Origin of the sequence: Nonomuraea sp. WAC 01424, from assembly GCF_003947315.1 — a bacterium.
Lineage (GTDB): Bacteria > Actinomycetota > Actinomycetes > Streptosporangiales > Streptosporangiaceae > Nonomuraea > Nonomuraea spiralis.
In genome coordinates, this window is record NZ_QHHZ01000001.1 from 452,410 (window position 1) to 473,763 (window position 21,354).

General features: G+C 71.5%; 24 protein-coding genes. 17 read left to right on the forward strand and 7 right to left on the reverse strand.

The genetic code is table 11. The annotated features are described in order from the left end of the window. The first annotated feature begins 29 nt into the window (after positions 1-29). Genes DMB42_RS02060 through DMB42_RS02100 form a run of 9 tightly spaced genes read left to right on the forward strand, consistent with a single transcriptional unit; the run spans position 30 to position 8,253 of the window. A complete protein-coding gene (locus tag DMB42_RS02060) occupies positions 30-1,004 on the forward strand; it encodes an ABC transporter substrate-binding protein (protein WP_125629985.1) in 975 nt (324 codons plus the stop codon). Beyond that, entirely contained in the window at positions 997-1,989 is a 993-nt protein-coding gene (locus DMB42_RS02065) for an ABC transporter substrate-binding protein (protein ID WP_125629987.1), read from the forward strand. Before DMB42_RS02060 ends, DMB42_RS02065 begins: the two co-directional genes overlap by 8 nt. Then, positions 1,986-2,825: an ABC transporter permease gene (locus DMB42_RS02070; RefSeq protein ID WP_125629989.1), complete on the forward strand. Its 840-nt coding sequence runs from the start codon at positions 1,986-1,988 to the stop codon at positions 2,823-2,825. The genes DMB42_RS02065 and DMB42_RS02070 overlap by 4 nt, the downstream gene beginning before the upstream one ends. After that, positions 2,822-3,532 carry an ABC transporter ATP-binding protein gene (locus tag DMB42_RS02075; protein WP_125629991.1) on the forward strand — a complete coding sequence of 237 codons (711 nt, stop codon included), beginning with the start codon at positions 2,822-2,824 and terminating at the stop codon, positions 3,530-3,532. Before DMB42_RS02070 ends, DMB42_RS02075 begins: the two co-directional genes overlap by 4 nt. 20 nt (positions 3,533-3,552) lie before the next feature. After that, entirely contained in the window at positions 3,553-5,001 is a 1,449-nt protein-coding gene (locus DMB42_RS02080; protein ID WP_125629993.1) for an amidohydrolase, read from the forward strand. Position 5,002: 1 nt separating this feature from the next. Then, a complete protein-coding gene (gene ssuE, locus DMB42_RS02085; protein ID WP_125629995.1) occupies positions 5,003-5,500 on the forward strand; it encodes an NADPH-dependent FMN reductase in 498 nt (165 codons plus the stop codon). Continuing rightward, positions 5,497-6,285 (forward strand): LLM class flavin-dependent oxidoreductase, encoded by a 789-nt coding sequence (locus DMB42_RS02090; RefSeq protein ID WP_125629997.1) that lies wholly within the window; start codon positions 5,497-5,499, stop codon positions 6,283-6,285. Before ssuE ends, DMB42_RS02090 begins: the two co-directional genes overlap by 4 nt. After that, on the forward strand, positions 6,275-7,372 hold the full coding sequence (locus DMB42_RS02095; RefSeq protein ID WP_125629999.1) for an LLM class flavin-dependent oxidoreductase: 1,098 nt from the start codon (positions 6,275-6,277) through the stop codon (positions 7,370-7,372). Before DMB42_RS02090 ends, DMB42_RS02095 begins: the two co-directional genes overlap by 11 nt. Then, a complete protein-coding gene (locus DMB42_RS02100) occupies positions 7,372-8,253 on the forward strand; it encodes an ABC transporter substrate-binding protein (RefSeq protein ID WP_125630001.1) in 882 nt (293 codons plus the stop codon). Before DMB42_RS02095 ends, DMB42_RS02100 begins: the two co-directional genes overlap by 1 nt. Before the next feature lie 71 nt (positions 8,254-8,324). Here the strand turns inward: DMB42_RS02100 and DMB42_RS02105 are convergent, their stop codons facing one another. The 5 genes from DMB42_RS02105 to DMB42_RS02125 form a co-directional block, all read right to left on the reverse strand. Next, a complete protein-coding gene (locus DMB42_RS02105) occupies positions 8,325-8,582 on the reverse strand; it encodes a hypothetical protein (protein ID WP_125630003.1) in 258 nt (85 codons plus the stop codon). A 192-nt stretch (positions 8,583-8,774) separates the two neighbouring features. Continuing rightward, positions 8,775-10,046, reverse strand: a complete 1,272-nt coding sequence (locus DMB42_RS02110) for a PP2C family protein-serine/threonine phosphatase (RefSeq protein WP_221761976.1) — start codon at positions 10,044-10,046, stop codon at positions 8,775-8,777. 85 nt (positions 10,047-10,131) lie between these two features. After that, complete coding sequence (locus tag DMB42_RS02115; RefSeq protein ID WP_125630005.1) at positions 10,132-11,166, reverse strand: acyl-CoA desaturase; 1,035 nt, start codon at positions 11,164-11,166, stop codon at positions 10,132-10,134. Continuing rightward, complete coding sequence (locus DMB42_RS02120; RefSeq protein ID WP_125630007.1) at positions 11,163-11,486, reverse strand: STAS domain-containing protein; 324 nt, start codon at positions 11,484-11,486, stop codon at positions 11,163-11,165. The genes DMB42_RS02115 and DMB42_RS02120 overlap by 4 nt, the downstream gene beginning before the upstream one ends. A 119-nt stretch (positions 11,487-11,605) precedes the next feature. After that, positions 11,606-12,187 (reverse strand): DUF5994 family protein, encoded by a 582-nt coding sequence (locus DMB42_RS02125; RefSeq protein ID WP_125630009.1) that lies wholly within the window; start codon positions 12,185-12,187, stop codon positions 11,606-11,608. Positions 12,188-12,338: 151 nt separating this feature from the next. Here DMB42_RS02125 and DMB42_RS54725 point away from each other — a divergent pair, with 151 nt between their 5' ends. From DMB42_RS54725 to DMB42_RS02155, 7 genes are all read left to right on the forward strand, one after another. Further along, positions 12,339-12,896 carry a hypothetical protein gene (locus DMB42_RS54725; RefSeq protein ID WP_260477432.1) on the forward strand — a complete coding sequence of 186 codons (558 nt, stop codon included), beginning with the start codon at positions 12,339-12,341 and terminating at the stop codon, positions 12,894-12,896. After that, positions 12,845-13,342 carry a tyrosine-type recombinase/integrase gene (locus DMB42_RS02130; protein ID WP_396981088.1) on the forward strand — a complete coding sequence of 166 codons (498 nt, stop codon included), beginning with the start codon at positions 12,845-12,847 and terminating at the stop codon, positions 13,340-13,342. Before DMB42_RS54725 ends, DMB42_RS02130 begins: the two co-directional genes overlap by 52 nt. Before the next feature lie 161 nt (positions 13,343-13,503). After that, complete coding sequence (locus tag DMB42_RS02135; protein WP_185844422.1) at positions 13,504-14,844, forward strand: PP2C family protein-serine/threonine phosphatase; 1,341 nt, start codon at positions 13,504-13,506, stop codon at positions 14,842-14,844. A 95-nt stretch (positions 14,845-14,939) separates the two neighbouring features. Beyond that, on the forward strand, positions 14,940-15,329 hold the full coding sequence (locus DMB42_RS02140) for an STAS domain-containing protein (RefSeq protein WP_185844423.1): 390 nt from the start codon (positions 14,940-14,942) through the stop codon (positions 15,327-15,329). A gap of 273 nt (positions 15,330-15,602) precedes the next feature. Continuing rightward, positions 15,603-16,688: an AI-2E family transporter gene (locus tag DMB42_RS02145; RefSeq protein WP_185844424.1), complete on the forward strand. Its 1,086-nt coding sequence runs from the start codon at positions 15,603-15,605 to the stop codon at positions 16,686-16,688. A 158-nt stretch (positions 16,689-16,846) separates the two neighbouring features. After that, entirely contained in the window at positions 16,847-17,803 is a 957-nt protein-coding gene (locus DMB42_RS02150; RefSeq protein ID WP_125630018.1) for an acyl-CoA desaturase, read from the forward strand. Further along, positions 17,800-18,312 (forward strand): DUF5994 family protein, encoded by a 513-nt coding sequence (locus DMB42_RS02155; RefSeq protein ID WP_125630020.1) that lies wholly within the window; start codon positions 17,800-17,802, stop codon positions 18,310-18,312. The genes DMB42_RS02150 and DMB42_RS02155 overlap by 4 nt, the downstream gene beginning before the upstream one ends. A gap of 119 nt (positions 18,313-18,431) precedes the next feature. Here the strand turns inward: DMB42_RS02155 and DMB42_RS02160 are convergent, their stop codons facing one another. Beyond that, the gene (locus tag DMB42_RS02160) at positions 18,432-18,881 is read right to left on the reverse strand and encodes an ATP-binding protein (protein WP_221761977.1); all 450 of its coding nucleotides are present in this window, start codon (positions 18,879-18,881) and stop codon (positions 18,432-18,434) included. 594 nt (positions 18,882-19,475) lie between these two features. On the opposite strand from DMB42_RS02160, the gene DMB42_RS52925 reads away from it, so the two are divergent. Further along, positions 19,476-20,111 (forward strand): hypothetical protein, encoded by a 636-nt coding sequence (locus DMB42_RS52925; protein ID WP_185844425.1) that lies wholly within the window; start codon positions 19,476-19,478, stop codon positions 20,109-20,111. A gap of 493 nt (positions 20,112-20,604) precedes the next feature. On the opposite strand, the gene DMB42_RS02175 is transcribed toward DMB42_RS52925, so the two are convergent. Further along, the gene (locus tag DMB42_RS02175; protein ID WP_396980727.1) at positions 20,605-21,177 is read right to left on the reverse strand and encodes a phosphotransferase; all 573 of its coding nucleotides are present in this window, start codon (positions 21,175-21,177) and stop codon (positions 20,605-20,607) included. Positions 21,178-21,354: the final 177 nt, after the last annotated feature.

The window sequence follows — 21,354 nt, forward strand, 5'->3', positions numbered from 1 at the left end:
CCTACCAATTTACTAGCAAACTCTGCCTCATGACCACAGCCGCACTCGACGCCATCTGGTTCACCCGCTGTCCCGTCCCCACCGCCACAGGCATCGCGGCCGACCAGGGCTGGCTGGCGGGAGAGTTCGCCGGCGACGGGATCGAGGTCCGCTCGCTGCAGGACGACGACCCCGGCGTGCCCCGCGAGACCCACTACACCCACGCTCTGACCGGCCTGTTCCGCGAGGGCGGCAACGTGCCGGCGCTGTGGGCGCGCTCGCGCGGCGAGGCGACCAGGCTCATCGGGCTCACCTGGATCGAGGAGCGGCAGGTCGTGCTGGTGCGCGGCGGCACCGCCCTGGAGAGCCCCGAGCAGCTCAAGGGCCTGCGGCTGGCGGCGCCCCGGCATCACATCGCCATCGACTTCTGGCGGGCCATGGCCCTGCGCGGCTTCCACGGCGCGCTCTCCCTGGCCGGGCTCGGGCTCGGTGACGCCGAACTGGTGGACGTCGAGGCCGAGCCAGGCGGCGGCCAGTGGGAGGCGGAGCTGGCCGCGCTGGCCGCCGGCCGGGTGGACGCGGTCTACGTCAAGGGCGCGCTCGCCGTCGAGGCCGCCCTGCGCCACGGCGCGGAGGTGGGCATCGACCTGGACACCGTGCCGGACCGGCGCGCGCGGATCAACAACGGCACCCCCCGCCCGATCACCGTCCACCAGCGCCTGCTGGACGAGCATCCGCAGGTGGTCACCCGCTTCCTGGCCGTCCTGCTGCGCGCCGCGGACTGGGCTGCCGCGCACCCGTCCGAGGTGGCCAGGATCCTGGGCGCGGAGACCGGCGCCGGCGCGACCGGCGTGGCCGCGGCCTACCGCCCCGGCGCCTCGCTCCACCTCGACCTGTCCGCCGAACGCCTCGACCTGCTGGCCGAGCAGGAGCGCTTCCTGCGCGGCCACGGCTTCCTCGAATCACCCGTGGACGTCGCCGCCTGGGCCGACCACACCCCGCTCCAAGGAGTCACCCATGCGTAAGCTGCTGCTCGCCCTTCCGCTCGCCCTCCTGGCCACGGCCTGCGGCGGCCCGGACACCACCACCACCGCCGGCCAAGAGCAGGTCGTCGTGCGCATCTCCGACCCCGGCAACAGCGGCTTCCTGGCCGTCGCGAAGAAGGACGGCAGCCTGGACGCGGCCCTGGCCAAGGTCAACGCCAAGGTCAAGTGGGCCGGTGACTTCTCCGTGTTCGCCCCGGCCGCCCAGGCCATCAACGCGGGCTCGCTCGACATCGCCACCGGCTCGATCACCTCCGGCGTCACCGCGCTGGCCGTCAAGCCCAGTTTCAAGATCTTCGCCACCGTCCCGCCAGACCTGGCCGGGGAGGGCATCGTGGTGAAGAAGGACTCGCCGATCAGGTCCGTGGCCGATCTGGCCGGGCGCAGCGTGGCCGTCGGGCACGGCGGCACCAGCGAGTACCTACTGCTCAAGGCGTTGCAGACGTTCGACGTGCCGGTCGAGAAGGTCAAGCGGGTCTATCTCCCGCCGCCGCAGACCGCGCCGGTCTTCGGCTCGGGCGAGGTGGACGCCTGGTCCACCTTCTCCACCTTCCTCATCCCCGCCGTCACCGATCTGGGCGCGCGCGTCCTGGCCGACGGCGAGGCGATCAAGTCGGACAACTACGTGATCTACGTGGCCGCCAACAAGCTGCTGCAGGAACATCCCGAGGTGGTCAAGGCGCTGTTCGCGTTCATCAAGGAGGGCAGCGCCAAGGAGATCGCCGATCCGGCGGCGTACCTGAACGTCTTCACCCAGACCGGCCCGCAGGCCGTGCAGGGCGAGCAGAAGGAGCTCGTGGCCGGCATCCAGAAGAAGGGCAGGCCCGTCCAGGCGGTCACCGCCGCCGAAATCATGAAATATCAGGACGTGGCGAGGTTCTTCCTCGACCAGAAGGTGCTCACCGCGCCGCTGGACGTCTCCCAGCACGTCGTGGACGTGAACACGCTCGGGAGCGCGCGGTCATGAGCGTGGCCACTCACGCGGAGGCCGGCGTCGAAGGGCTCGTCGCGCCCCAGCCGCCGCGCTCGTCCGGCCGTCACCCGGCCGTCACGCTCGCGCTGCGCGCCGCCGGCCCCGTCCTGCTGCTCGCCGCCTGGTACGCGGCCACCGCCACCGGCGCCCTCACCCAGGACGTGCTCGCCGGCCCTCAGGACGTCGTCAACACCTTCGGCGAGCTGTGGGCCGACGGCCAGCTCCCCGAGGCGCTGCGCGTGTCGGTCACCAGGGCCGGGCTCGGCCTGCTGCTGGGCGCCTCCACGGGGCTGGCGCTGGGCGTCGCCTCCGGCTTCACCCGGCTCGGCGAGGAGCTCGTCGACTCCTCGATGCAGGCCCTGCGCGCCATCCCGTTCCTGGCGCTGACCTCGCTGTTCATCGTCTGGTTCGGGATCGAGGAGGCGTCCAAGATCCTGCTGATCGGGGTGGCCTGCACGTTCCCCATGTACATCAACGTCTCCAGCGGGGTGCGCAACGTGGACCGCAAGGTCGTTGAGGCGGCGAGCTCGTTCGGACTGGGCCGGCTGGCCATCGCCCGCGAGGTCGTGCTGCCGGGCGCGCTGCCGTCGATCTTCGCCGGGCTGCGGCTGTCCACCACGCTCAGCGTGATCGCGCTCATCGCCGCCGAGGAGATCAACGTGACGGCCGGGCTCGGCTACCTCATGGCCCGGGCCACCGACTACCTGCGCACCGACATCCTCGCCCTGTGCGTGCTGCTGTACGCGGTGATCGGGCTCGCCGCCGACCTGGCCCTGCGGCTGGCCGAGCGGGTCACGATGCCCTGGCGCAGGGCGGTGACGATCCGATGAGCCTCGCCGTACGCACCCGGGGGCTGCGCAAGGTCTTCGGCGAGCGGGCCGTGCTCGACGGGGTGGACCTGGACGTGCGGCGCGGCGAGTTCCTGGCGCTGCTCGGCGCGAGCGGCACCGGCAAGACCACGCTCCTGCGCATCCTGGCCGGGCTGGACGCGGCCGGCGGCGGGAGCGTGCTGGTGCCGCCGGTGCGCACCGTCGTCTTCCAGGAGCCGCGGCTCGTCCCGTCCAAGCGCGCCCTCGCCAACGTGATCATCGGGCAGGGCCGCGCCGCCCGCGCCAAGGGCCTGGCGGCCCTGGCCGAGGTGGGGCTGAGCAGCCATGCCGACGCCTGGCCCGCGACGCTGTCCGGCGGCGAGGCCCAGCGGGTCGCGCTGGCCAGGGCCCTGGTACGTGAGCCGGAGCTGCTGCTGCTCGACGAGCCGTTCGCCGCGCTGGACGCCCTGACCCGGCTGCACATGCAGGACCTGATCGCCGAGCTGTGCGCCCGGCACCGCCCGGCCGTGGTGCTGGTCACACATGACGTGGAGGAGGCGATCCTGCTCGCCGACCGGATCGCGGTGCTGCGCGCGGGCACGTTCGTCACCGATGTGCGGGTCGAGCTCGACCGGCCGCGCGACCGCACCGACCCCGACTTCGTCGAGCTGCGCCGCCGGCTCCTCGCCGACCTCGGCGTGGACGCCCACGCGGGAGCGGCGCCATGACGGCGCCCGGGAGCGGGGCCATGACGGCAGCGGGCTGGATCGCCGAGAACGCCGCCGCGCTGACCGGGCTCGCCGACCGGATCTGGGCCTACGCCGAGCCGTCGCTGCGCGAATGGCGCTCGGCGCTGGCCACCGCCGCGCTCCTGCGCGCGCACGGCTTCACGATCACATGGGGCACGGCCGGCCTGCCTGCCGCGTTCGTCGCCACCCACGGCGACCGCGGGCCGGTGCTGGGCTTCAACGTCGAGTACGACGCCCTGCCCGGCCTGTCCCAGCGGGCCGGCGCGGCCCGGCACGAGCCGGTCGCGTTCGAGGGCGACGAGTACGCCCCCGCCTACGGCCCCGGCCACGGCTGCGGCCACAACGCCCTGGCGGCGGCGTCGGCAGGCGGGGCCATCGCCGCCGCCGCGGCACTGGGGAGCCGGGCCACGATCAAGGTGTTCGCGTCCACCGGCGAGGAGCACCTGGTCGGGAAGGCGTACGCGGTGCGCGACGGCGCCTACGACGGGCTGGACGCCTTCCTCGACTGGCACCCCGCCCCCGTCACCGGCACTGGCTGGGACGTCACCAGCGCCCTGTACTCGGCCACGTTCTCCTTCCTCGGCTCGCCCGGCCACGGCTCGAACCCGCTGGGCACCCGCAGCGGCCTGGACGGCGCGCTGCTGCTGACGGAGATGGTCGAGCGCCTGCGCGCCGGCCACGTCTCCCCCTCCGGCCGCGTCAGCTACACGATCAGCGGCGGCGGCGCCCCCAACGTCACCCCCGACCTGCAGACGGTCTGGGTCTACGTCCGCGAGTCCACGGCCGCCGCCGCCAGGACCCTCTACGACCAGGTCGTGACCTGCGCCCACGCCGCCGCCGCCGGCAGCGGGACCCGGCTGGAGCACCGCCTGGTCACCGCCATCAGGCAGGGGCTCGGCAACCGGGCGGGCGCCGAGCTGCTGCACCACACGATGAGCGAGCTGGGGCCGCCGGCGTTCACCGACGCCGACCATGCGTTCGCGCGGCGGCTGCAGGCGGCGATCGGCCGCTCGCCCGCCGGCCTGGCCGGCGAGGTGCTGCCGCTGCGCCCGCCCGCCGGTCCTGACCTCGGCGGCCCGTCCAGCGACACCTCCGAGGTGAGCTGGACGGCGCCGCACCTCAGCCTGGTCGCAGCCGTGGTGCCGCTCGGGGTGCCCCTGCACTCATGGGCGGCCACCGCGGCGACCGGCACCCCGATCGCACACGCCGGGCTGCTGGCCGCCGCCCGCTACCTGGCCACGGCGGCGGTCACGCTGGTCGAGCAGCCCGAGACGCTGGCGGCGGTCAGCGCGGAGTTCGACTCCCGCGAACGGGAGCCCGCGCTCCTGCCGGCCGGCGCCGAGCCGCCATACCACCTGCCGCCGCCCGGTTTCCTCGACGAGACGGGCCAGTCGCCGCGGCCGACCCGGACGCCGCCCGTTTCCGCTGAACCCCTAGGAAAGATCTGACATGTCCGTCCTGCTTATCTCCGGCAGCCCATCGGCCGCCTCGCGCACCGTACGCCTGCTCGACCACCTGGCCGGGCGGCTGGACCGGCCCGCCACCGTACTGTGCCTTCGTGACCTGCCCGCCGAGGCCCTGCTGCGCGGCGACACCGCCCATCCCGAGCTGGCCCGCGCCACCGCGCAGGTAGCCGCGGCCGACACGATCGTCGTCGCCACCCCGATCTACAAGGCGTCCTACACCGGGCTGCTGAAGGCGTTCCTGGACGTCCTGCCGCAGGGCGCGTTCGCCGGCAAGACGGTGGTGCCGATCGCCACCGGCGGCACCCCGGCCCACCTGCTGGCCGTGGACTACGCCCTGCGCCCGGTGCTGAGCGTGCTCGGCGCGCGGCACGTCACGCGCGGCCTGTTCGTGCTGGACACCCAGATCGAGCCGCTGGCCGGGGAGCTGCTCCCGCGCATCGACGCCCTGCTGGAAGAGGTCCCGCTGGGGGCGGCGGCATGACGGCGCACCGCACCGGCCGCTTCCACCTGGCCCTGCCCACCCGGAGCCCCGACCCCACCCCGTTGCCGGGCTTCCTCACCGACGTGCGGCCGGCGCTCACCGACCCCGCCGGGCGGGCCGCCGTCGCCGCGGACCTGTCCGGGTGGGCGGGCGCGCTCTCGCCCTTCGACCCCACCGGCCAGGAATCTCTCGCCGTTGCCGCCAACGCCCTGCGCCGCACCCGCCACCTGCGGGTCGTGGCCGAGTTCCACCCGGCCGTGGCCGCCCCGGTCTACGCGGCCAAGCTCTCGGCGTCCCTGCAGCGTTTCTCCGCCGGACGGCTCGGCTGGCGGCTCGCGGTGGATCTGGACCCGGCCGTGGCCAGGGCGCAGGGCGACTTCCTGACCGGCGCCGCCCGGTTCGCCCGCGCCGACGAGTTCCTCACCGTGGCCAAGGGCGTCTGGGGCGGCGGCCCGTTCGACTTCGCCGGGAACTTCTACGAGGTGGTCAAGGGCGGCTTCGGCGCGCCGCTGTCGTCCCCGCCCTTTCCCGAGGTGCACCTGTCAGGCGTCTCGCCCGAGGCCCTGGAGCTGTCGCGCCGCCACGCCGACGTGCACGTCTTCGCGGCCGGTGACGACCTGGCGGCCCTCGTCCCCGAGCTGCCCGGCCTGCGCTACGGCGTGCACCTGCCCTCGATCGAGGCCGCCGACGAGTACGCCGCGCTCGGCGTCACCGAGTTCTTCCTCCAGACCGAGGACGTCTACCGCCTCGGCGAGCACGTGAAGGAGCGGTCTGTTGACCGTTGACATCTACTGGCGCATTCACATGGAGGGCGACCAGCCCTCGCTGCGCCGCCGCGTCCGCAGCCGAGGCGGTTTCGCCCCCGGCGGCACCGCCCCCGGCACCAGGGACGGCCGGGACGACGGCTACAGCCACGCCGACTACATGGCCGAGGTCGCCAGGGCCGCCGAGGACAGCGGCTTCACCGGCGGGCTGCTGCCGAACTTCCCGCACACCGACGACCCGTGGGCCGCCGCCGCGACACTTGCCCGCGAGACCACGTCGTACCGCTTCATGGTGGCCTTCCAGCCCGGCTTCCTGCACCCCGTCCAGGCCGCCCGGATGACGGCCACGCTGCAACGGGCCACCGGCGGCCGGATCGTCTACAACGTCATCTCTGGCGGCGGCGGCCCGGCGCAGCTCTGGTGGGGCGACAAGGTGGACCACGACGACCGCTACGCGCGCACCTCGGAGTTCCTGGACGTGCTCAAGGGCGTCTGGCAGGGCGGGCACACCCACCGGGGCCGCTTCTACCAGGTGGAGAACGCCGGGCTGCCGGAGGAGCTGGCCGGGCAGCCGTTCCCCGAGATCTTCTTCTCCGGCTCCTCCCCCGCCGCCATCGACGCCGCCGGCCGGCACGCCGACTACTACCTGTCCTGGCTGGAGCCGTTCGAGGCACTGGAGGAGAAGTTCGACGCGGTGCGCGCGCACAGTGCCACGCCGCCCCGGTTCGCCGTGCGGGTGGACCTGCTGGCCCGGGAGAGCGAGGAGGAGGCGTGGGCGGAGATCGAGGCCGGCTGGCGGGCCCGGCCGCGCGAGAGCGACGCCGGCGAGGGCGACTCCGTCGGCGTGCGACGCAGCCGCGCCTTCCTCGCCGGAGCCGGTGACGACCCCCGCGCCCTGGAGGTCGCTCCCCACGTGTGGGGCGGGTTCAGCCGGCTGCGCGACGGCCCGGCCTTCGGCCTGGTCGGCGACTACCACCAGGTCGCCGACCGCCTCGACCGGCTACTGGACCTCGGGGTGGACGCCCTCATCCTGGCCGGGATCCCCCATCTCGAAGAGGCCCGCCGCGTGGGCCGCCACGTTTTGCCGCTACTGAAAGGACGCTCCTGATGACCACCAAGGTCGGCTTCTTCCCGCAGAACAACACGCTCTGGGTGGCCCGCCACCTGGACCTGCTGCCCGGCGTCGAATGGGTGGACCTGAACGCCCTCGGCCGGGACGAGCGCGTCGATCCCACCCGGGCCCTGCCGTCCGCCCACGGCGACCACCTGTTCGACGGCGGATACGACTTCATCGGCACCGGCTCCACGCCCCCGGTCACCGCCCAGGCCAAGGGGCACGACATCGTGTACGTGGCGATCTCGGGGCCGCGGGTCGAGAACGGCCGCCTGGTGGTCCGGGACGACTCCCCGATCGGCTCGGTGGCGGAGCTGAAGGGCAGGCGGGTGGCGCTCGGGCACGGCTCCTGGCAGACCACCCTGCTGCTGCTGGCGCTGGAGCGGGCCGGGCTCGGGTGGGGCGACATCGTCCCGGTGGACGCCTACGGCAACGCCGCCGAGCTGCTGGTGAACGGCGACGTGGACGCCTGGGTGGGCTCCTACCCGTACCTGACGCCGGTCGAGTCGCGCACCCGGACGCTGGTGGAGACCGAGGGCCTGTTCAGCCACCGCTCGCTCTGGTTCACCCGTCGCGACTTCGCCCAGGAACGGCCGGAGGAGCTGGCCAGGATCGTCACCGCGCTGCAACGGGCGGACAGTTGGACGGAGGAGCGCCCGCGCGAGGCCGCGGCCCTGTTCGACGGCGACCTCGACGCGTGGGAGCACGCGCTGCGCACCCGCCCGTGGGGGCTGCACCCGGTCAGCACGGAGTTCGTCGCCGAGGAGCAGCACGCCGCCGACCTGTTCCACGCCAACGGGCTCATCGAGCGGAAGATCACGGTCGCGGACGCCGTCCTCCCCGAGATCGGCGAGATGGTGACGCGAACCCGGTGACTCCCGTCCTCGCCGCCGCCCACACGGCAGCGGAGAGGACGGCCTTCGATCACGGCGGCACGTCCCCAGGTTCAGCCGACGCGCCGCCAGGTGAGGGAGTCGGCATCGGCGGGGGCAAGGCGGTGGTCCCGGGCCATCTCGCCCCGGTCGAGCGCGGTGGCGACGTCCGCCGGCATGGCCGCCACACCCGGCCACAGCCCGCCGGACGCGCCGCCGGTCTTACGGCGGAACTCCTCGGGCCCGCGGGAGCGGTCTCCTCGGCCGGCCGCCGCGCTTGGAACCACCTGCGCCGACTCCAGCACGAGGCCGCCCTGGCCGACGACAACCACCAGACAGAAGTCGGCGGCGGGAGGTGACGCACTTGGCGGCGTGCAAGATTGGGAAGGCAACCGACCTACTCGGCGCAAGACGGGACAAGACGTACGAACTGATCAGAAACTCGCCAGCACGGACATCGACGAGTTCGGGCCGGCCACCTGGTCGTCGGCGTGCAGCCGGTTCGGTGCCCATGCTGTTGCGCCCTACGGTCCTGGCATCTTGCTCTTTCCCAGGACGAGTTGCTGTTGCCGCCCGGTGCGCCACTCGACCATCAGCACGGTGGCATCGTCTTGGAGTCGGCCGTGCTGGTGCTGCAGGATGCTGTGGATCAGCCGGCGGAGTGTTTCCGGGGCGGACGTGCCGTCGGCCTCGTGACGGACGATGAAGTCGATGAAGCGCTCCAGCCCGAAGGGTTGCCCGTCCAGGCTCTGGGCCTCGATGACGCCGTCGGTGTAGAAGAGCAGCCGGTCCCCGGGTTCCAACTGGTAGCGCAGCAGTCCGGTGGACAGGCTCAGGCAGATGCCCATCGGCGGATCGGGCACGCTGTCCAGGGTGGCGACCTGCTGGCTTTTGCGGATCACCAAGGGCGGATGGTGCCCTCGGTTGACCCAGCTCAGCCAACCGGTCCGCAGGTCCAGATCGGCCAGGACTCCTGTGGCGAAGCGGTCGATGAACTGCTCGTCGATCGCCGCGTCGATCGCCTCGCTCGTCGCAGGCAGGTCCTTGCCCTGGCGGCGGCTGGTGCGACCGGCCCCCATGGCGATGGTGGCGGTCAGGCCGGCCGCGGTGTCGTGCCCCATCGCGTCGAAGATCGACACGCGCAGTGTGCCACTGTCGATCGCGTAGTCGTAGGCGTCGCCGCCCACCTCGTAGGCAGGTTCCAGCGCGGCGCTGACCACCACGTTGTCATCGGCGAAGGCTCGCGGTGGGAGCAGGTTCCACAACACCTCGGCCGACAGCGTCATCGGCCGAGCGCGTACCAGGCGCGCATAGGAGTCGCTGTGCGGGCGTTTGCTGATCACCAGCAGCGAGACGAGGGAAGCCAGTCGGCCGGCCAGCAACCCCACGCTCTCCGACCCCTGCGCCACGGTCACTCCCAGGACGCCGACCCGCTCGGTGTCGTTCAGCAACGGCACCCACAGGCGCTGCGGCCCATCGCCCGCCGGCGACGTCGGCGCGGTCTCGGGCGCGGCGGGATCCAGCACGTGGCGGGCCTCGACGATCTCCATGTTGCGGAAGGCACGTCCTGCCATGGTGGCGTCGATCCGGATCGTTTCGAGCGGGTCGCCGAACACGTCACGCTGCCCGGTCAGCGGGACCAGCACCTGCTGCTGCAGGTCGGCTACGTAGATCATGGTCTGGGAGAAGCCCACCGACCGTCCGTACTCGGCGACCAGGCCTGGCAGATCCTCCACTGAGGAGAGTTGGCTGGCGCTCAGCAAGCCGCCCAGCATCTGCTCGCCATCACCGGTCACCGCGATGCCTTCCCTGGAGGCCCTTCCCCTTGCACTAGTTCTTCTTCCCAGCTGTACGAGCTTCTCCCAAACGCGCTGACCAGGGCTAACGCCTCTCAGTTCCGCCCTGGCGCGGGGCGCTGGTGCGCAGCGTGTGCTTGCCGGCCACCGTGCGATGGTGGCCGAGGACGTCGGGGGGCTGCCAGTGCACATCGCTGGCCCAGTTCAGGCGTTCAAACAGGCTGATGAGTGCGGCTGAGGGATCGATCTGGCGGCCGCTGCGGCCGTGCCGGGCGCAACCGGGCTGGCTGTGGTGGCCGTTGTGCCAGCTTTCTCCGAAGGACAGCAGGGCCAGCGGCCACAGGTCGGTGGAGCGGTCGTGGCGGCGGGCCTTGTGCGGCCGCTCACCGATCATGTGGCACAGGGAGTTGACGCTCCAGGTCACGTGCTGCAGCAGGGCGATACGGATCAGGCCGGCCCAGATGAACGCGGTCAGCCCGCCGTAAAGGCCGCCGCTGATCGCCCAGCCCGCCGCGAACGGCAGAAGGAGGGAGGCGGCGCACAAGGCAGGGTAGGCGCGGGAGATCCGCAGCATGGCCGGGTCGTTGCGCAGCAGATCGGGAGCATACGTCGTGGCCGAGGTGGGTTCGCTGGAGAACAGCCAGCCCAGGTGGGCGTGGGCCAGGCCGCGCAGTCGTCCGCCGAGACCGGTGCCGTACCGGTAGGGGGAGTGCGGGTCGCCGGGCCGGTCGGTGAAGGCGTGGTGGCGGCGGTGGACGGCCACCCAGTCGATCAGGTTGCCCTGGAAGCTCATCGACCCGGCCACGGCCAGGACGGCGCGGAGCCACGGACGGGCGGTGAAGGAGCGGTGGGTCAGCAGGCGGTGGAAGCCGACCGTCACCCCCAGCCCGGTCACGACGTAGAAGACGACGGCCAGGAGCAGGTCGGTGAGGCTGACACCGGCTCCCCACGCCAGCCAGATGCCGGCGCCCAGCGCGAGGAACGGCGCGATCACGATTGCGGCGGTCAGTGTCGCCGGGGTGATACCGGCCCGCGCCGGTGTCACAGGCCGGGGGAAAGGCGAACTGCCGTCATAGCCGGCCGTCGCGGCGAGCTCGCGGGTGAGTGGTATGCCGGTCATGCGATGATCGGGAATCGGCGGCCCAGGCCGGTGATGTGCAGCAGCCGGGCCATGCGCGGCGGAACGCCGGTCAGGGCGAGCGTGATGCCCCGTGACCGGGCCCGGCCTTGAGCGCCGACCAGCACGCCCAGCCCGCCGGCGCCGCAGAAGGTCACCTGGGACAGGTCCAGGACGAGCAGGCCGGTGCTGTGGGCGAGAGTGTCGATCAGCCTCCTGCGCAGCTGAGCTGTGGTGAAGATGTCGATGTCCCCCGCCAGGTGCACGAGGGTCGGCGCCGAGGCGCTCGCCTCGCCGAGTGGGGCGGTGTCGATGACGGTCATGGAAGTCTCCTGTGGAGAAGCTGGAAGGGGATGAGATGCCTGCCGGCCGGAGATCGGCCCGCCGCCGGAAAACGGGCGATGCCTGGACCGCTCAATCCGGCCGGCAGGCGGCACGCGGGTCACGCCAGGATTGGCCGTGCCGTGAACGAGGCCGCCTTCTGCCCGTTGATCGACCCGCCCTCGTTCTCCCAGCGGGCTGAGCCGGCCGACGCACGCGGACCGGGGCCCGCCGGCAGGTGCGCCAGAGTGAGAATGGCGTCGGCCGTCAAGCCGGCGGTGTCCTGGGCGGTGAGCTTGAGCACGGCCTCGGCGGCGCCGGCGGCAGTTCCTGACGGGATGATCAGCAGGACGACCGGCTCGCCGGACGCGAAGCTGAGAGTGATCATGCGCGGGTCGGTGTGGCGGAACCAGCCGACGCGGACCTGCCGCCCGCGGGCCGGGATGCGGCGCGGGATGTTCTGCCACGCATCGCAATGCACGCCGACGCGGAGCGTGACCCGATCAAGCAGCCGGTCGACGGCAGCGATGAGACCGGGCAATTCCGCGGCGGTGTCACTGGAGTAGGGCCACCAGGCCCCGTCCACCACCGATCGCCGATTCGGCACCGGGTGGAGACTGAGCCGTAGTGCGGAATCGGCCCGAGGCATCGCGGAGGAGGTGGGGCTGAGCGGTGCGGGCTGAGAAAGAAGTGTCGGCGTCATGGTCGCTGACCTATCCGGGCCCCTTCGAAGGGGCCTGTGGTGGTTCGCCGGGGGCGACGCAGACCTGAGTGCCAACGCTCGAGAAGTCCTCGGTCCCTTCAGTCTACCCCCTACTTCCGGAATCACATAATTCCGGAAGTAGACTTTGTGGATGACTTCCGGAAACTCGCCCTCGGGAATCACGGAGCCGGCCGGAGTCGCTTCCGGAAACCCGCGCCGGTCGCGGGCCGGACGGCTCCCCGCTCCCCACGCCGCCGTCCTGGCCGACTACACCGCCGCACTTGAGCGCGCCCCGCTGGCCGACTCCACCAAGACCAAGTACACCTCCCGGCTGCGCGGCTACCTGGACTGGCTGGCCGTCCAAGCCGACGCCGCCGCCCTGGACGGCGATCCGCTCACCGATGCGGTCGCGGCCGCCGGCGCGGTACGCGACTTCCGCCGCCACCTCAAGGACGGCCGTCGCGCTCCCAACACCATCGACGCCTACCTGTCGGCCATCGACGACTTCTACGCTCGCCGCGGCCTCGGCAAGCCCCAGACCCAGCGCGAACGCGACTCCCGCCGCACCGCCCCCGAGTCCTGGACGCCCGGCGCACCCGCCGCTACATCCGCCACGTCCAGCTCACCGCCTCCCCGCGCGACAAAGCCGTCGCCCTGCTGCCCTACTACGCCGGCCTGCGCATCTCCGAAGTCGTCGGCCTCGACCTGACCGACGTGCGCCTCTCGGTCGGCAAGGGCGAACTGCGCATCCGCGGACAGGGCCGCGACAGCGGCAAGATCCGCCTGCTGCCCGTCCACCCCGACCTGCGCCAGGCCCTGACCGACTGGCTGGCAACCCGCGCCGGCTGGAAGGGAGCCGCCACCCACCCCGCGCTGTTCCTCAACCAGCGCGGCGGTCGCCTGAGCGACCGCGCTGCCCGCGACATCATCACCGGCCTCGGCGACGCCGTCGGCCTGGGCGACGACCCCACCGAACCCTTCAGCTCGCACGTCCTGCGCCACACCTTCGCCACCCAGCTCATCCGCCACGGCACGGACCCCGTCCTGGTCGCCGAACTCCTCGGCCACGGCTCGTTGGACACCACCCGCCGCTACGGCCTGCCGACCGAAGCGGACAAGGCAGCCGCCTTGAACGCCCTGATCAGCGACCATTAGCCGCGCCGAGCGGCGAGATCGCTCTGCTTGCCCTGCCCGCCGATGGCTGTCTACTCTGAGAGAACGTCAACGGTGTTGACTCATCCGGCTGCGACCACATGGCTGCGGTCTGCGGGCTGGGCCGCCAGGGTGCCCCTTCGGCGGCGAGAGGCGGACACGCGATGAAAGCTCCGCTGAAGCCGTTGATACTGCCGGACGTGCCGCCGATGCCGGTGCAGGTGTACAACCCGGCACGGCTGGCGGCACTGGCCGCCACCGCGCTGATGCACACCGAACCGGCTCCGGACCTGGACAACCTGTGTGAGCTGGCGGCCTCGGCCTCCGGGACCCGGCGGGCGCTGGTGGTGCTGTTCGACGCCCGTCACGCGTTCTACAAGGCCGCGGTCGGCTGTGGCCCGCTGACGCTCGGACAGCGCAGTTTCCCCCTGCACACCGACGCCTGCCCACTACTGGCCGGCACTTCTGGTCCGCTGGTCGCCGAGGACACCACCCGCGACGCCAGGCTGGCACACCTACCGGACGTGCGCGACAAGAGAGTGGGGGCCTGGGCCGGCTTTCCCCTGCGTTCAGCTGATGGGCTGGTGCTGGGCGGCCTGTCCGTCCTCGACGAGCAGCCGCACCCATGGACCGACGGGCAGATCGACACGCTGACCAGGCTGGCCGGCGCGGTGAGCGACGTGATCGAGTTGCGCCGGCAGATGCACCATGCCCATGAGCGGATCGACGCGCTGGAGAGCTCTGGGGCGGCAGCCGACCGGCTGGCCCAGACGCTGCAGGACAGCTTGCTGCCACCGGTGATCGCCCGGCCTGAGTGGCTGGACGCGGCCGCAGTGTATCTGCCCGCCGGCAACGGGAGCAGCGTGGTGGGAGACTTCTACGACCTGTTTCCCACCCGGCAGCCGTGGTGGTGCGCGGCGCTGGGCGACGTGTCCGGCAAGGGGCTGGAGGCGGCCAAGGTGACCGCGCTGGCCCGCTACACCGTACGGACCGAGGCCACCCAGCACTCCTCGCCGGCCACCGTGCTGTCCCGGCTGAACGACGCTCTGGTCCGCCAGCGCGTCAACGACCGCTTCCTGACCGCGGTGTGCGTCATGCTGCGGCCGGGCCCTGACGGCGGCGTGCGCGGGCTGGTCAGTCTGGGCGGTCACGCGCCCGCTCTGATCCGGCGCGCTGACGCAACCGTGGAGGAGGCGGGCCGGGCCGGCCTGCTGCTCGGCATCTTCGCCGACGCCGGCTTGCACGCGGAACAGGTGGAGCTGGCGCCGGGCGACGCGCTGCTGCTCTACACCGATGGGGTCACCGAAGCACACGGCCGCAGCGGGCACGCCGTCTGGGGGCTAACCGCGCTCAGCGCGGTCCTGGCAGGCTGCGACGGCTTGAACGCCGAGCAGACGCTGGAGCGCATCACGACCGCCTTGAGTGAGTATGCCGGGGACCACCACAGCGACGACACCGCCCTGCTGCTCCTGCGCGTACCCCTCCCCGCTGAGGAGAAGCCATGACGACCGGCCGTACCGACCGCGCCGGTGACAGGACGGACGTCGCGACACATCAGAGAGCGGGCGCGGGGCAGAGGGCCTCCCGAGAGGAGGCGTCGATGCCTTCGCAGCCGATGTCGAACGACCCGCCGCCCTTGCGGCTCAGCGTGCGCGCGGCGCCTCCGGGCCAGGTGGTGGCCATACACGGCGCGCTGGACCTGAACACTGCCACGCGCCTGGAACACGAAGTGGTCAAGGTGTGCCGGCAGCAGAACCCACCGCTAGTGATCATGGACATGTCCGGGGTGGAGTTCTGCGACTCCTCCGGACTGAGCAGCCTGGTCCGCGTATGGAGGCAGATCGACCGTGACGGCGGCGCGCTGGCCTTGATCGGCCTCCACGGCACATGTGAGCAACTGCTCCGCAGGACCGGCCTGCTGGGGCGCATATTCCCCACCCATCCCACTCTGGCGCAGGCACAGGAAGCGCTGGCCCGGACACGGCGGTGATCGGCGAACCACCATCGTCACCCCCGGAACCCAAGACGTTGACAGGTGACCTCGCGCGTGCTGGCCGCCCTGATGGCGTTCACCACCGCGGTGCTCACCGCAAGCCGGCGCGGCACCACGCAGGCCGCCGGGCCCGTGACGCAAATTCTCTGCTTCAACTTTCCTTTACCGAAGCCGGGAAGTGCGCCTATTTCCGACCGGTGGGGAAGTTTCCCGTGCGTGGATTCATCTCAGGAGCGCCTGTTGCGGTTGGTGCCGCCGATCTTGGCGAGGATGGCCGCGTGGTGCGCGTGTCTGATCGTCATCGGCATCGTGGCCAACTATGTGCTCGGCTTCGTGGCGACGATGCGCATCCTCGCCCTGCCGGTGGCGGTCGCCCTGTTGCTGACCGCGCTGTTGTTCCCGCTCACCCGGCGGCTGCGTGAGTCGGGCCTGCGGGCGATCTACGCCACCTGGGTCACCATGCTCGTCGCGCTCGCCGTGCTGGGCGGGACGGGCTGGATCATCGGCGTGCGGGCAAATGAGGAGTTCCCCGGCCTGTTGACACAGGTCAGGCAGACGGCCAAGACGGTGGAGGGCTGGCTCTACACCGGCCCTCTGCACGTGAAGCCCGTTCAGCTCAGCGGCTGGGTGGACGAGATCGCCAAGCTGGTCACCGAGCGGCAGCAGCAGATCACCTCGACGGTTCTGGCGGGGACCGTGGTGGTGGTGGAGGCGCTGGCCTCGATCGTGCTCCTTCTGTTCGTGACGTTCTTCCTGCTCAAGGACGGTGACCAGATCTGGTCATGGTTCCTCAAGGGGTTCGGCCGGATGGCGCCGCGGGTCGACCGGGCCGGGCGGACCGCCTGGACCACGCTGTCGCACTACGTGCAGGGCACGGTGGCCGTGGCCGCGGTGCACGGCGTGCTCATGGGTGTGGTACTGGCCGTCATGGGAGTCCCGCTGTGGGCGGCACTGGCCGTACTGATCTTCCTGGCCAGCTTCGTCCCGATCGTCGGCATCCTCTTCGCCGGCGCGGTCGCGACGCTGGTCACGCTCGGCGCGAAGGGCCCGATCTACGCGCTGATCTTCGTCGGCATCCTGATCGTCGAGCAGCAACTGGAGAACCACGTGCTCCAACCACTGATCGTCGGCCGGGTGCTGCACTTCCACCCGCTGGCGATCATCATCGTGCTGGCCGTCGGCGGCATCCTGGCCGGGATCGCCGGCGCGGTCGTGGCCGTGCCGATCACCGCCATCCTCTACCGGGCCGTGCCCGAACTCTTCAAGGACGACCCGCTCGCCCTCCCGGCGGGACCGGTCCCCGAACCACCGGCAAAGGCGGTGCCTCCGGGGAAGGAACCCGAACAGAAGGCTTGACGGGCGCGGGCGGTGTCCGGGCCGTGGCGGGCTCATGCGGGACGCGTGCGCCCAATCCGCCTGGTATTGACCACGGGTGTGGCGTCCGTGCGTGTGGGCAGGTGAATTGCTGCCTAGGGGGGCGAAGAGGACGCTGCCGTGTGGGGGAGGAAGTTGGCATGGCTTCGTCAGGAACAGGTGTCATCGAGCGGGCCGGCGCGGCACCGCTCATCGGCGGCCGTAAACCGTTCGCGGCGATGGTCGCGTTGTGGGTGTTCGTGCTGGTGCCGTTCGCGGCGCTGGCCGCCGCCGTGCCGGTGGCCTGGGGGTGGGGCCTGAGCTGGACCGACGTGGCGATAGCCGCCTCGGCTTACGTCCTGACCGGGCTCGGCGTCACGGTGGGCTTTCACCGCCATCTCACCCATGGCGCGTTCAAGGCGGAGCGGTGGCTGCGGATCGGTCTGGGCGTGGCCGGGTCCCTGGCGGTGCAGGGCTCGGTCATCCAGTGGGTGGCCGACCACCGGCGCCATCACGCCTTCGCCGACCGTGACGGCGACCCGCACTCGCCCTGGCGCTACGGCAGCGGCGTGCGCGGCCTGGCCAAGGGGCTGCTGTTCGCGCATGTCGGCTGGATGTTCGGGCGTGACCTCACCAATCGGAAACGTTTCGCCAAGGACCTGCTCAACGACGCCGACATCGGCCGGGTGGACCGGTTGTTCGGGCCGCTGGTGGCAGCCTCGCTGCTGCTGCCGCCCGCGATCGGCCTGCTGGTCACCGGCACCTGGCGCGGCGCGCTGACCGCATTCTTCTGGGGCGCCCTGGTACGGATCGCGCTGCTGCACCACGTCACCTGGTCGATCAACTCCATCTGCCACGTCTTCGGCGAACGGCCGCTGATGACCCGCGCCGGAGACCGGGCCGCGAACTTCTGGCCACTAGCTCTCCTGTCATTCGGCGAGAGCTGGCACAACGGCCACCACGCCGACCCCACCTGCGCCCGCCACGGCGTGCTGCCCGGCCAGATCGACCTCTCCGCCCGGCTGATCCGACTGCTGGAGCGGCTCGGCTGGGCCCGTGACGTGCGCTGGCCGACCCCGGCCTGCCTGGCCGCACGACGCCGCGAGCCCTCCCCATGACCGGCCCCGAGGAGGTGCGGCTCAGCCTCGATCCCGACCTCGCACGTCGCGGCGCGGTGGACGGCGCGTGGTGGCCCGCCGGCTACGACGCCGGCGCGGAACTGCCCGCGCTGATCGCCGCCATCGACCAGCGGCTGGAGCGGCGGGTCCTGCGCGTCGGCCTGCACGTCGACACCTGGCACAACATCCCGCATCGCATCGCCGCCCCCGGCCGCCAGGTCAGAGTGGGCTGGTTCCGCACCATCGACCCCCACCTGATCAACCTCATCATCCCGGGGATCGAACACGTCAACCTGCTCGTCATCCCACCCGACACCACACCCGCAGCCGCCGAGAAGGCACTCGACCTGGCCACCCGATGCCGAGGCCGCACCCGCTCCGGCGACATCCTCACCGCCGCGGACCACGACGGTCCCGCCGACACCGCCGAGGAGGAGCAGCGCCTGGCCGGTTGGGACAACGAAGGCGGCCGGACCCGACAGCCCGCCCGCGAGGACCCCACACTCTGATCACGCGTTCGGTGGCGCGGTTCAGCGGTGACGCCGCCTACTGCTGAGCGGGTGGTCGTGCGGCGGTCCTGGTGGTCCTCCCTCGCGTTCACGACGGTGCCGCACCTGACGCGGGAAAGTCAGTCCCGCAGACGGACGACGATGACGACGGTCGTGCCGGCCGGGCCGGTGGTCACCGTGAGCGAGTCGCTGAGCTCGGCCATCAGCCACAACCCGCGGCCGTGGTCACGGTCGCGGGCAGGCATCGATGCCCGCTGCTGGTAGTGGCGGGCCGGGATCCCGGGGCCATGATCGCTGATCTCGCAGCACAGCAGGCCATCGGCCTGCCACAGGCGGACCCGCCCGGATCCACCACCATGATCGAACACGTTGGCCACACCTTCGTGCACCGCCAGTTCAAGATCTTCCCGCCGAGCCGACGACAGCCCCTGCTGGGTGGCATGGGCGCTCACGCCCTTCCGCAATGCGCTCTGATCGTACGCGGCCGCACCACCCGGCCCGGGCGTACTCAGTGCCCAGGTCAGCAGCGGGTCTCGGCATTCCGGCGGCGGCCCGAACGTCCCGCTCACCGGTCACGCCTACTCATCGCCGGTCACCGGGGGCGGCCGGCTGCCCTCTGAGGGAGCTGCCACCTGGACGCGCCGCACGCCCGCCCCCTCGTCGCGACATGTCGACAGCGGCCGGGACATCAGACGACGGAGGGGCCGCGACGGTCGGCACGGGCAATGGGACGGCCGACGGCGCCTTGGACATCATGGTCCCTTCGATGGCGCGATCAGCGTGACTTGCGGGAGCGACGACGACCGCAGTGCAATCAGATCCTGACTCGGGACACCTCTACCCCTGCGGCGAAGGGGGAAACGGCCAAGAAATCCGGCTGCTGGCGAGGCCCTTGCTCTCCATCGACAAGCCTCCTCCATCCACGAGATCGCCAAGCCGACTCGAAGAGGCTCCTTGTGGCGGATGAAGTGACAGATGTCCGGACGACCGTACAGCCCCGCAAGATCGGTACGGACGGGGCCGGGTCTGATGTCGCGGGGACGGGTCTGCAACGGGGCGCGGGGTGGTCATGTCCAGCAGGAGTAGCGCGCCGAAGTCAGGGGTGCCGGGCCCGGCGCGCCTTCCAGATCCATTGACCGAGGGGTGAGGGTGAGATCGCCGGCATGCGGGTGGTGGCAGGTCTTGCGGCCGGTGACCTCGTAGCGTTCCACAACCTTCTACCGATGGTTGAAGGGCGCCGCGGCGCGCCTGGCTCGTCGCCAGGCCGAGTTGCGCGCGGCCGCCGCCTGACCGATACCGAGGCAGGCCCGCTGGTACTGCTGGCCATCGACAAGGTCGCCGGCGAGGGGTTCGACCTGCCCCAGCTCGACTCGCTGTTCCTCACGATGCCGATCTCGTTCAAAGGAAAGGTGATCCAGCACGTCGGCCGGATCATGCGAGGCGGCGAACACCTCATCCTCGACCTCGCAGCCGCCGCCGAGGCCAGGCCGCAGGCGCAACCCGTACAGCACGATCAAGAGGCCCTGGCCGCCTGGATCGGCGCTCTGCCCGCCAAGCGCAAGGACGCGCTGCTGTTGCAGGTGACCGAGGAAGACGGCGCGAAGGTTCGGTGGAAGCTACTGCGCGAGTTCGGCGCCGGCCTCACCGGCCAGGAGGTGGAGACGGGGCGGACGGTCGCCGAACTTCTGGACCTTCCGCCGCCCGCCGCCACCTACGCGAGCAGCAGGAGGCGGCCCGGCGCGCCGAAGAACAGGCCCGCCGGGAACAGGAGCGACGGCAGGCCAGGGAACTCCACCTGAACCGGCTCGCCCAAGACCTCGAAGCCGCGTGGAACCGGGTGGAAACCTCCATCGGCACCAAGAAGCCCCGCGAATACGACCAAGCCGTCGATCTCCTCCGCGACCTGCGCCCTGGCCCTCCGCGACGAGGACGCCTGCACCTTCACCCAGCGCCTCACCCACCTCCGGGAACGCCACCAGGGCAAGCCCAGCCTCATCAAGCGACTCAACGACGCGGGCCTCACAGCCGAGTAACCGGCGACTCCCATGTCTGGTGACCAGCGGCCACACCAGCGGGATTCACGTAGTCACACTTCCCGGGCGGGAGCGGTGAAGTCCCGCCGGATCAGGTCGGGCACCTTCTGCTGCGAGGGTTCCGCCACGGTGGTGCGCACCTTCTTGCGCAGGTGCAGCCCCCGCGGCATGACAACCGGTGTCCACACCTCGGGGCGAACGCCCAGTGGGATCGGGAGCGCGCGTCACGCCGCGCACCCAGCACAGACGCCGGTCACTGTCACACGAGCAGCGCCTCGAGCTCCGGAAGTCGGCCGAACATGTCGGGGAGACCGCGCACGCCGTTGCGCACGGACTCGTGCGACAGCGCGAGGTCAGGGCCGGTGCTCGCCTCGACACCGGCCAGGCAGCGCAGGATGTTCCACCTCGTGAACCCCAGCCAGCCGCCGATCATGAACACGAACCAGCCTGGACCCGACGGCGGCAGCGCTCCGCCCCCCGCGACGTAGCCGTCGAGGACCGAGCGGAAGATGCTGGGCTCGATGTTGTCGAAGCCAGATCCCTTCGCGAGGCTCAGCGCGGTCGAGCCGAGCTCACCGGCCAGGTCGAGCATCCCCGAGAGCTCCCAGTCGAGCACCACCGGTCGACCCTCTCGAGCGAGCAGGTTCCACGGTTGGATGTCCTTATGGGTCAGCACGACGGGGCCTGGCCGTTCGCAGGTGTCGACGAAGTGGGCAATCGCGAGGAACGTCTCGACGTGGGAGGCGAGTTCGTCGGCCCACGGCTGTCCCGTCGCCGCCGCCCGCGCGGCGAGCTCGGGCCAGTCCCGTGACGTCGGCTCCTCGATCGACACATGGGTCCACGCGACGTCGAGCGCGTGCCGGCCGAGATCGGCTCTGGCATCGGGATGCCGGCGGCGAAGGCCGCCCGCTCGAACCTGAACACGTCCTCGACGTGGTAGGTCCAGCGGCGGTCGACGAGGTTCAACTCCTTCACCGCGAACGACCCCTGGTCGGTGTCGAGCCGGTAC

What these genes read in the sequence shown, in the direction of transcription:
- DMB42_RS02060 (WP_125629985.1), top strand. Translation starts at nt 30, where the DNA reads ATGACCACAGCCGCACTCGACGCCATCTGGTTCACCCGCTGTCCCGTC.
- DMB42_RS02065 (WP_125629987.1), top strand. Translation starts at nt 997, where the DNA reads ATGCGTAAGCTGCTGCTCGCCCTTCCGCTCGCCCTCCTGGCCACGGCC.
- DMB42_RS02070 (WP_125629989.1), top strand. Translation starts at nt 1,986, where the DNA reads ATGAGCGTGGCCACTCACGCGGAGGCCGGCGTCGAAGGGCTCGTCGCG.
- DMB42_RS02075 (WP_125629991.1), top strand. Translation starts at nt 2,822, where the DNA reads ATGAGCCTCGCCGTACGCACCCGGGGGCTGCGCAAGGTCTTCGGCGAG.
- DMB42_RS02080 (WP_125629993.1), top strand. Translation starts at nt 3,553, where the DNA reads ATGACGGCAGCGGGCTGGATCGCCGAGAACGCCGCCGCGCTGACCGGG.
- ssuE (WP_125629995.1), top strand. Translation starts at nt 5,003, where the DNA reads ATGTCCGTCCTGCTTATCTCCGGCAGCCCATCGGCCGCCTCGCGCACC.
- DMB42_RS02090 (WP_125629997.1), top strand. Translation starts at nt 5,497, where the DNA reads ATGACGGCGCACCGCACCGGCCGCTTCCACCTGGCCCTGCCCACCCGG.
- DMB42_RS02100 (WP_125630001.1), top strand. Translation starts at nt 7,372, where the DNA reads ATGACCACCAAGGTCGGCTTCTTCCCGCAGAACAACACGCTCTGGGTG.
- DMB42_RS02115 (WP_125630005.1), bottom strand. Translation starts at nt 11,166, where the DNA reads ATGACCGGCATACCACTCACCCGCGAGCTCGCCGCGACGGCCGGCTAT.
- DMB42_RS02120 (WP_125630007.1), bottom strand. Translation starts at nt 11,486, where the DNA reads ATGACCGTCATCGACACCGCCCCACTCGGCGAGGCGAGCGCCTCGGCG.
- DMB42_RS02125 (WP_125630009.1), bottom strand. Translation starts at nt 12,187, where the DNA reads ATGACGCCGACACTTCTTTCTCAGCCCGCACCGCTCAGCCCCACCTCC.
- DMB42_RS54725 (WP_260477432.1), top strand. Translation starts at nt 12,339, where the DNA reads ATGACTTCCGGAAACTCGCCCTCGGGAATCACGGAGCCGGCCGGAGTC.
- DMB42_RS02135 (WP_185844422.1), top strand. Translation starts at nt 13,504, where the DNA reads ATGAAAGCTCCGCTGAAGCCGTTGATACTGCCGGACGTGCCGCCGATG.
- DMB42_RS02140 (WP_185844423.1), top strand. Translation starts at nt 14,940, where the DNA reads ATGCCTTCGCAGCCGATGTCGAACGACCCGCCGCCCTTGCGGCTCAGC.
- DMB42_RS02145 (WP_185844424.1), top strand. Translation starts at nt 15,603, where the DNA reads ATGGCCGCGTGGTGCGCGTGTCTGATCGTCATCGGCATCGTGGCCAAC.
- DMB42_RS02150 (WP_125630018.1), top strand. Translation starts at nt 16,847, where the DNA reads ATGGCTTCGTCAGGAACAGGTGTCATCGAGCGGGCCGGCGCGGCACCG.
- DMB42_RS02155 (WP_125630020.1), top strand. Translation starts at nt 17,800, where the DNA reads ATGACCGGCCCCGAGGAGGTGCGGCTCAGCCTCGATCCCGACCTCGCA.
- DMB42_RS52925 (WP_185844425.1), top strand. Translation starts at nt 19,476, where the DNA reads ATGCGGGTGGTGGCAGGTCTTGCGGCCGGTGACCTCGTAGCGTTCCAC.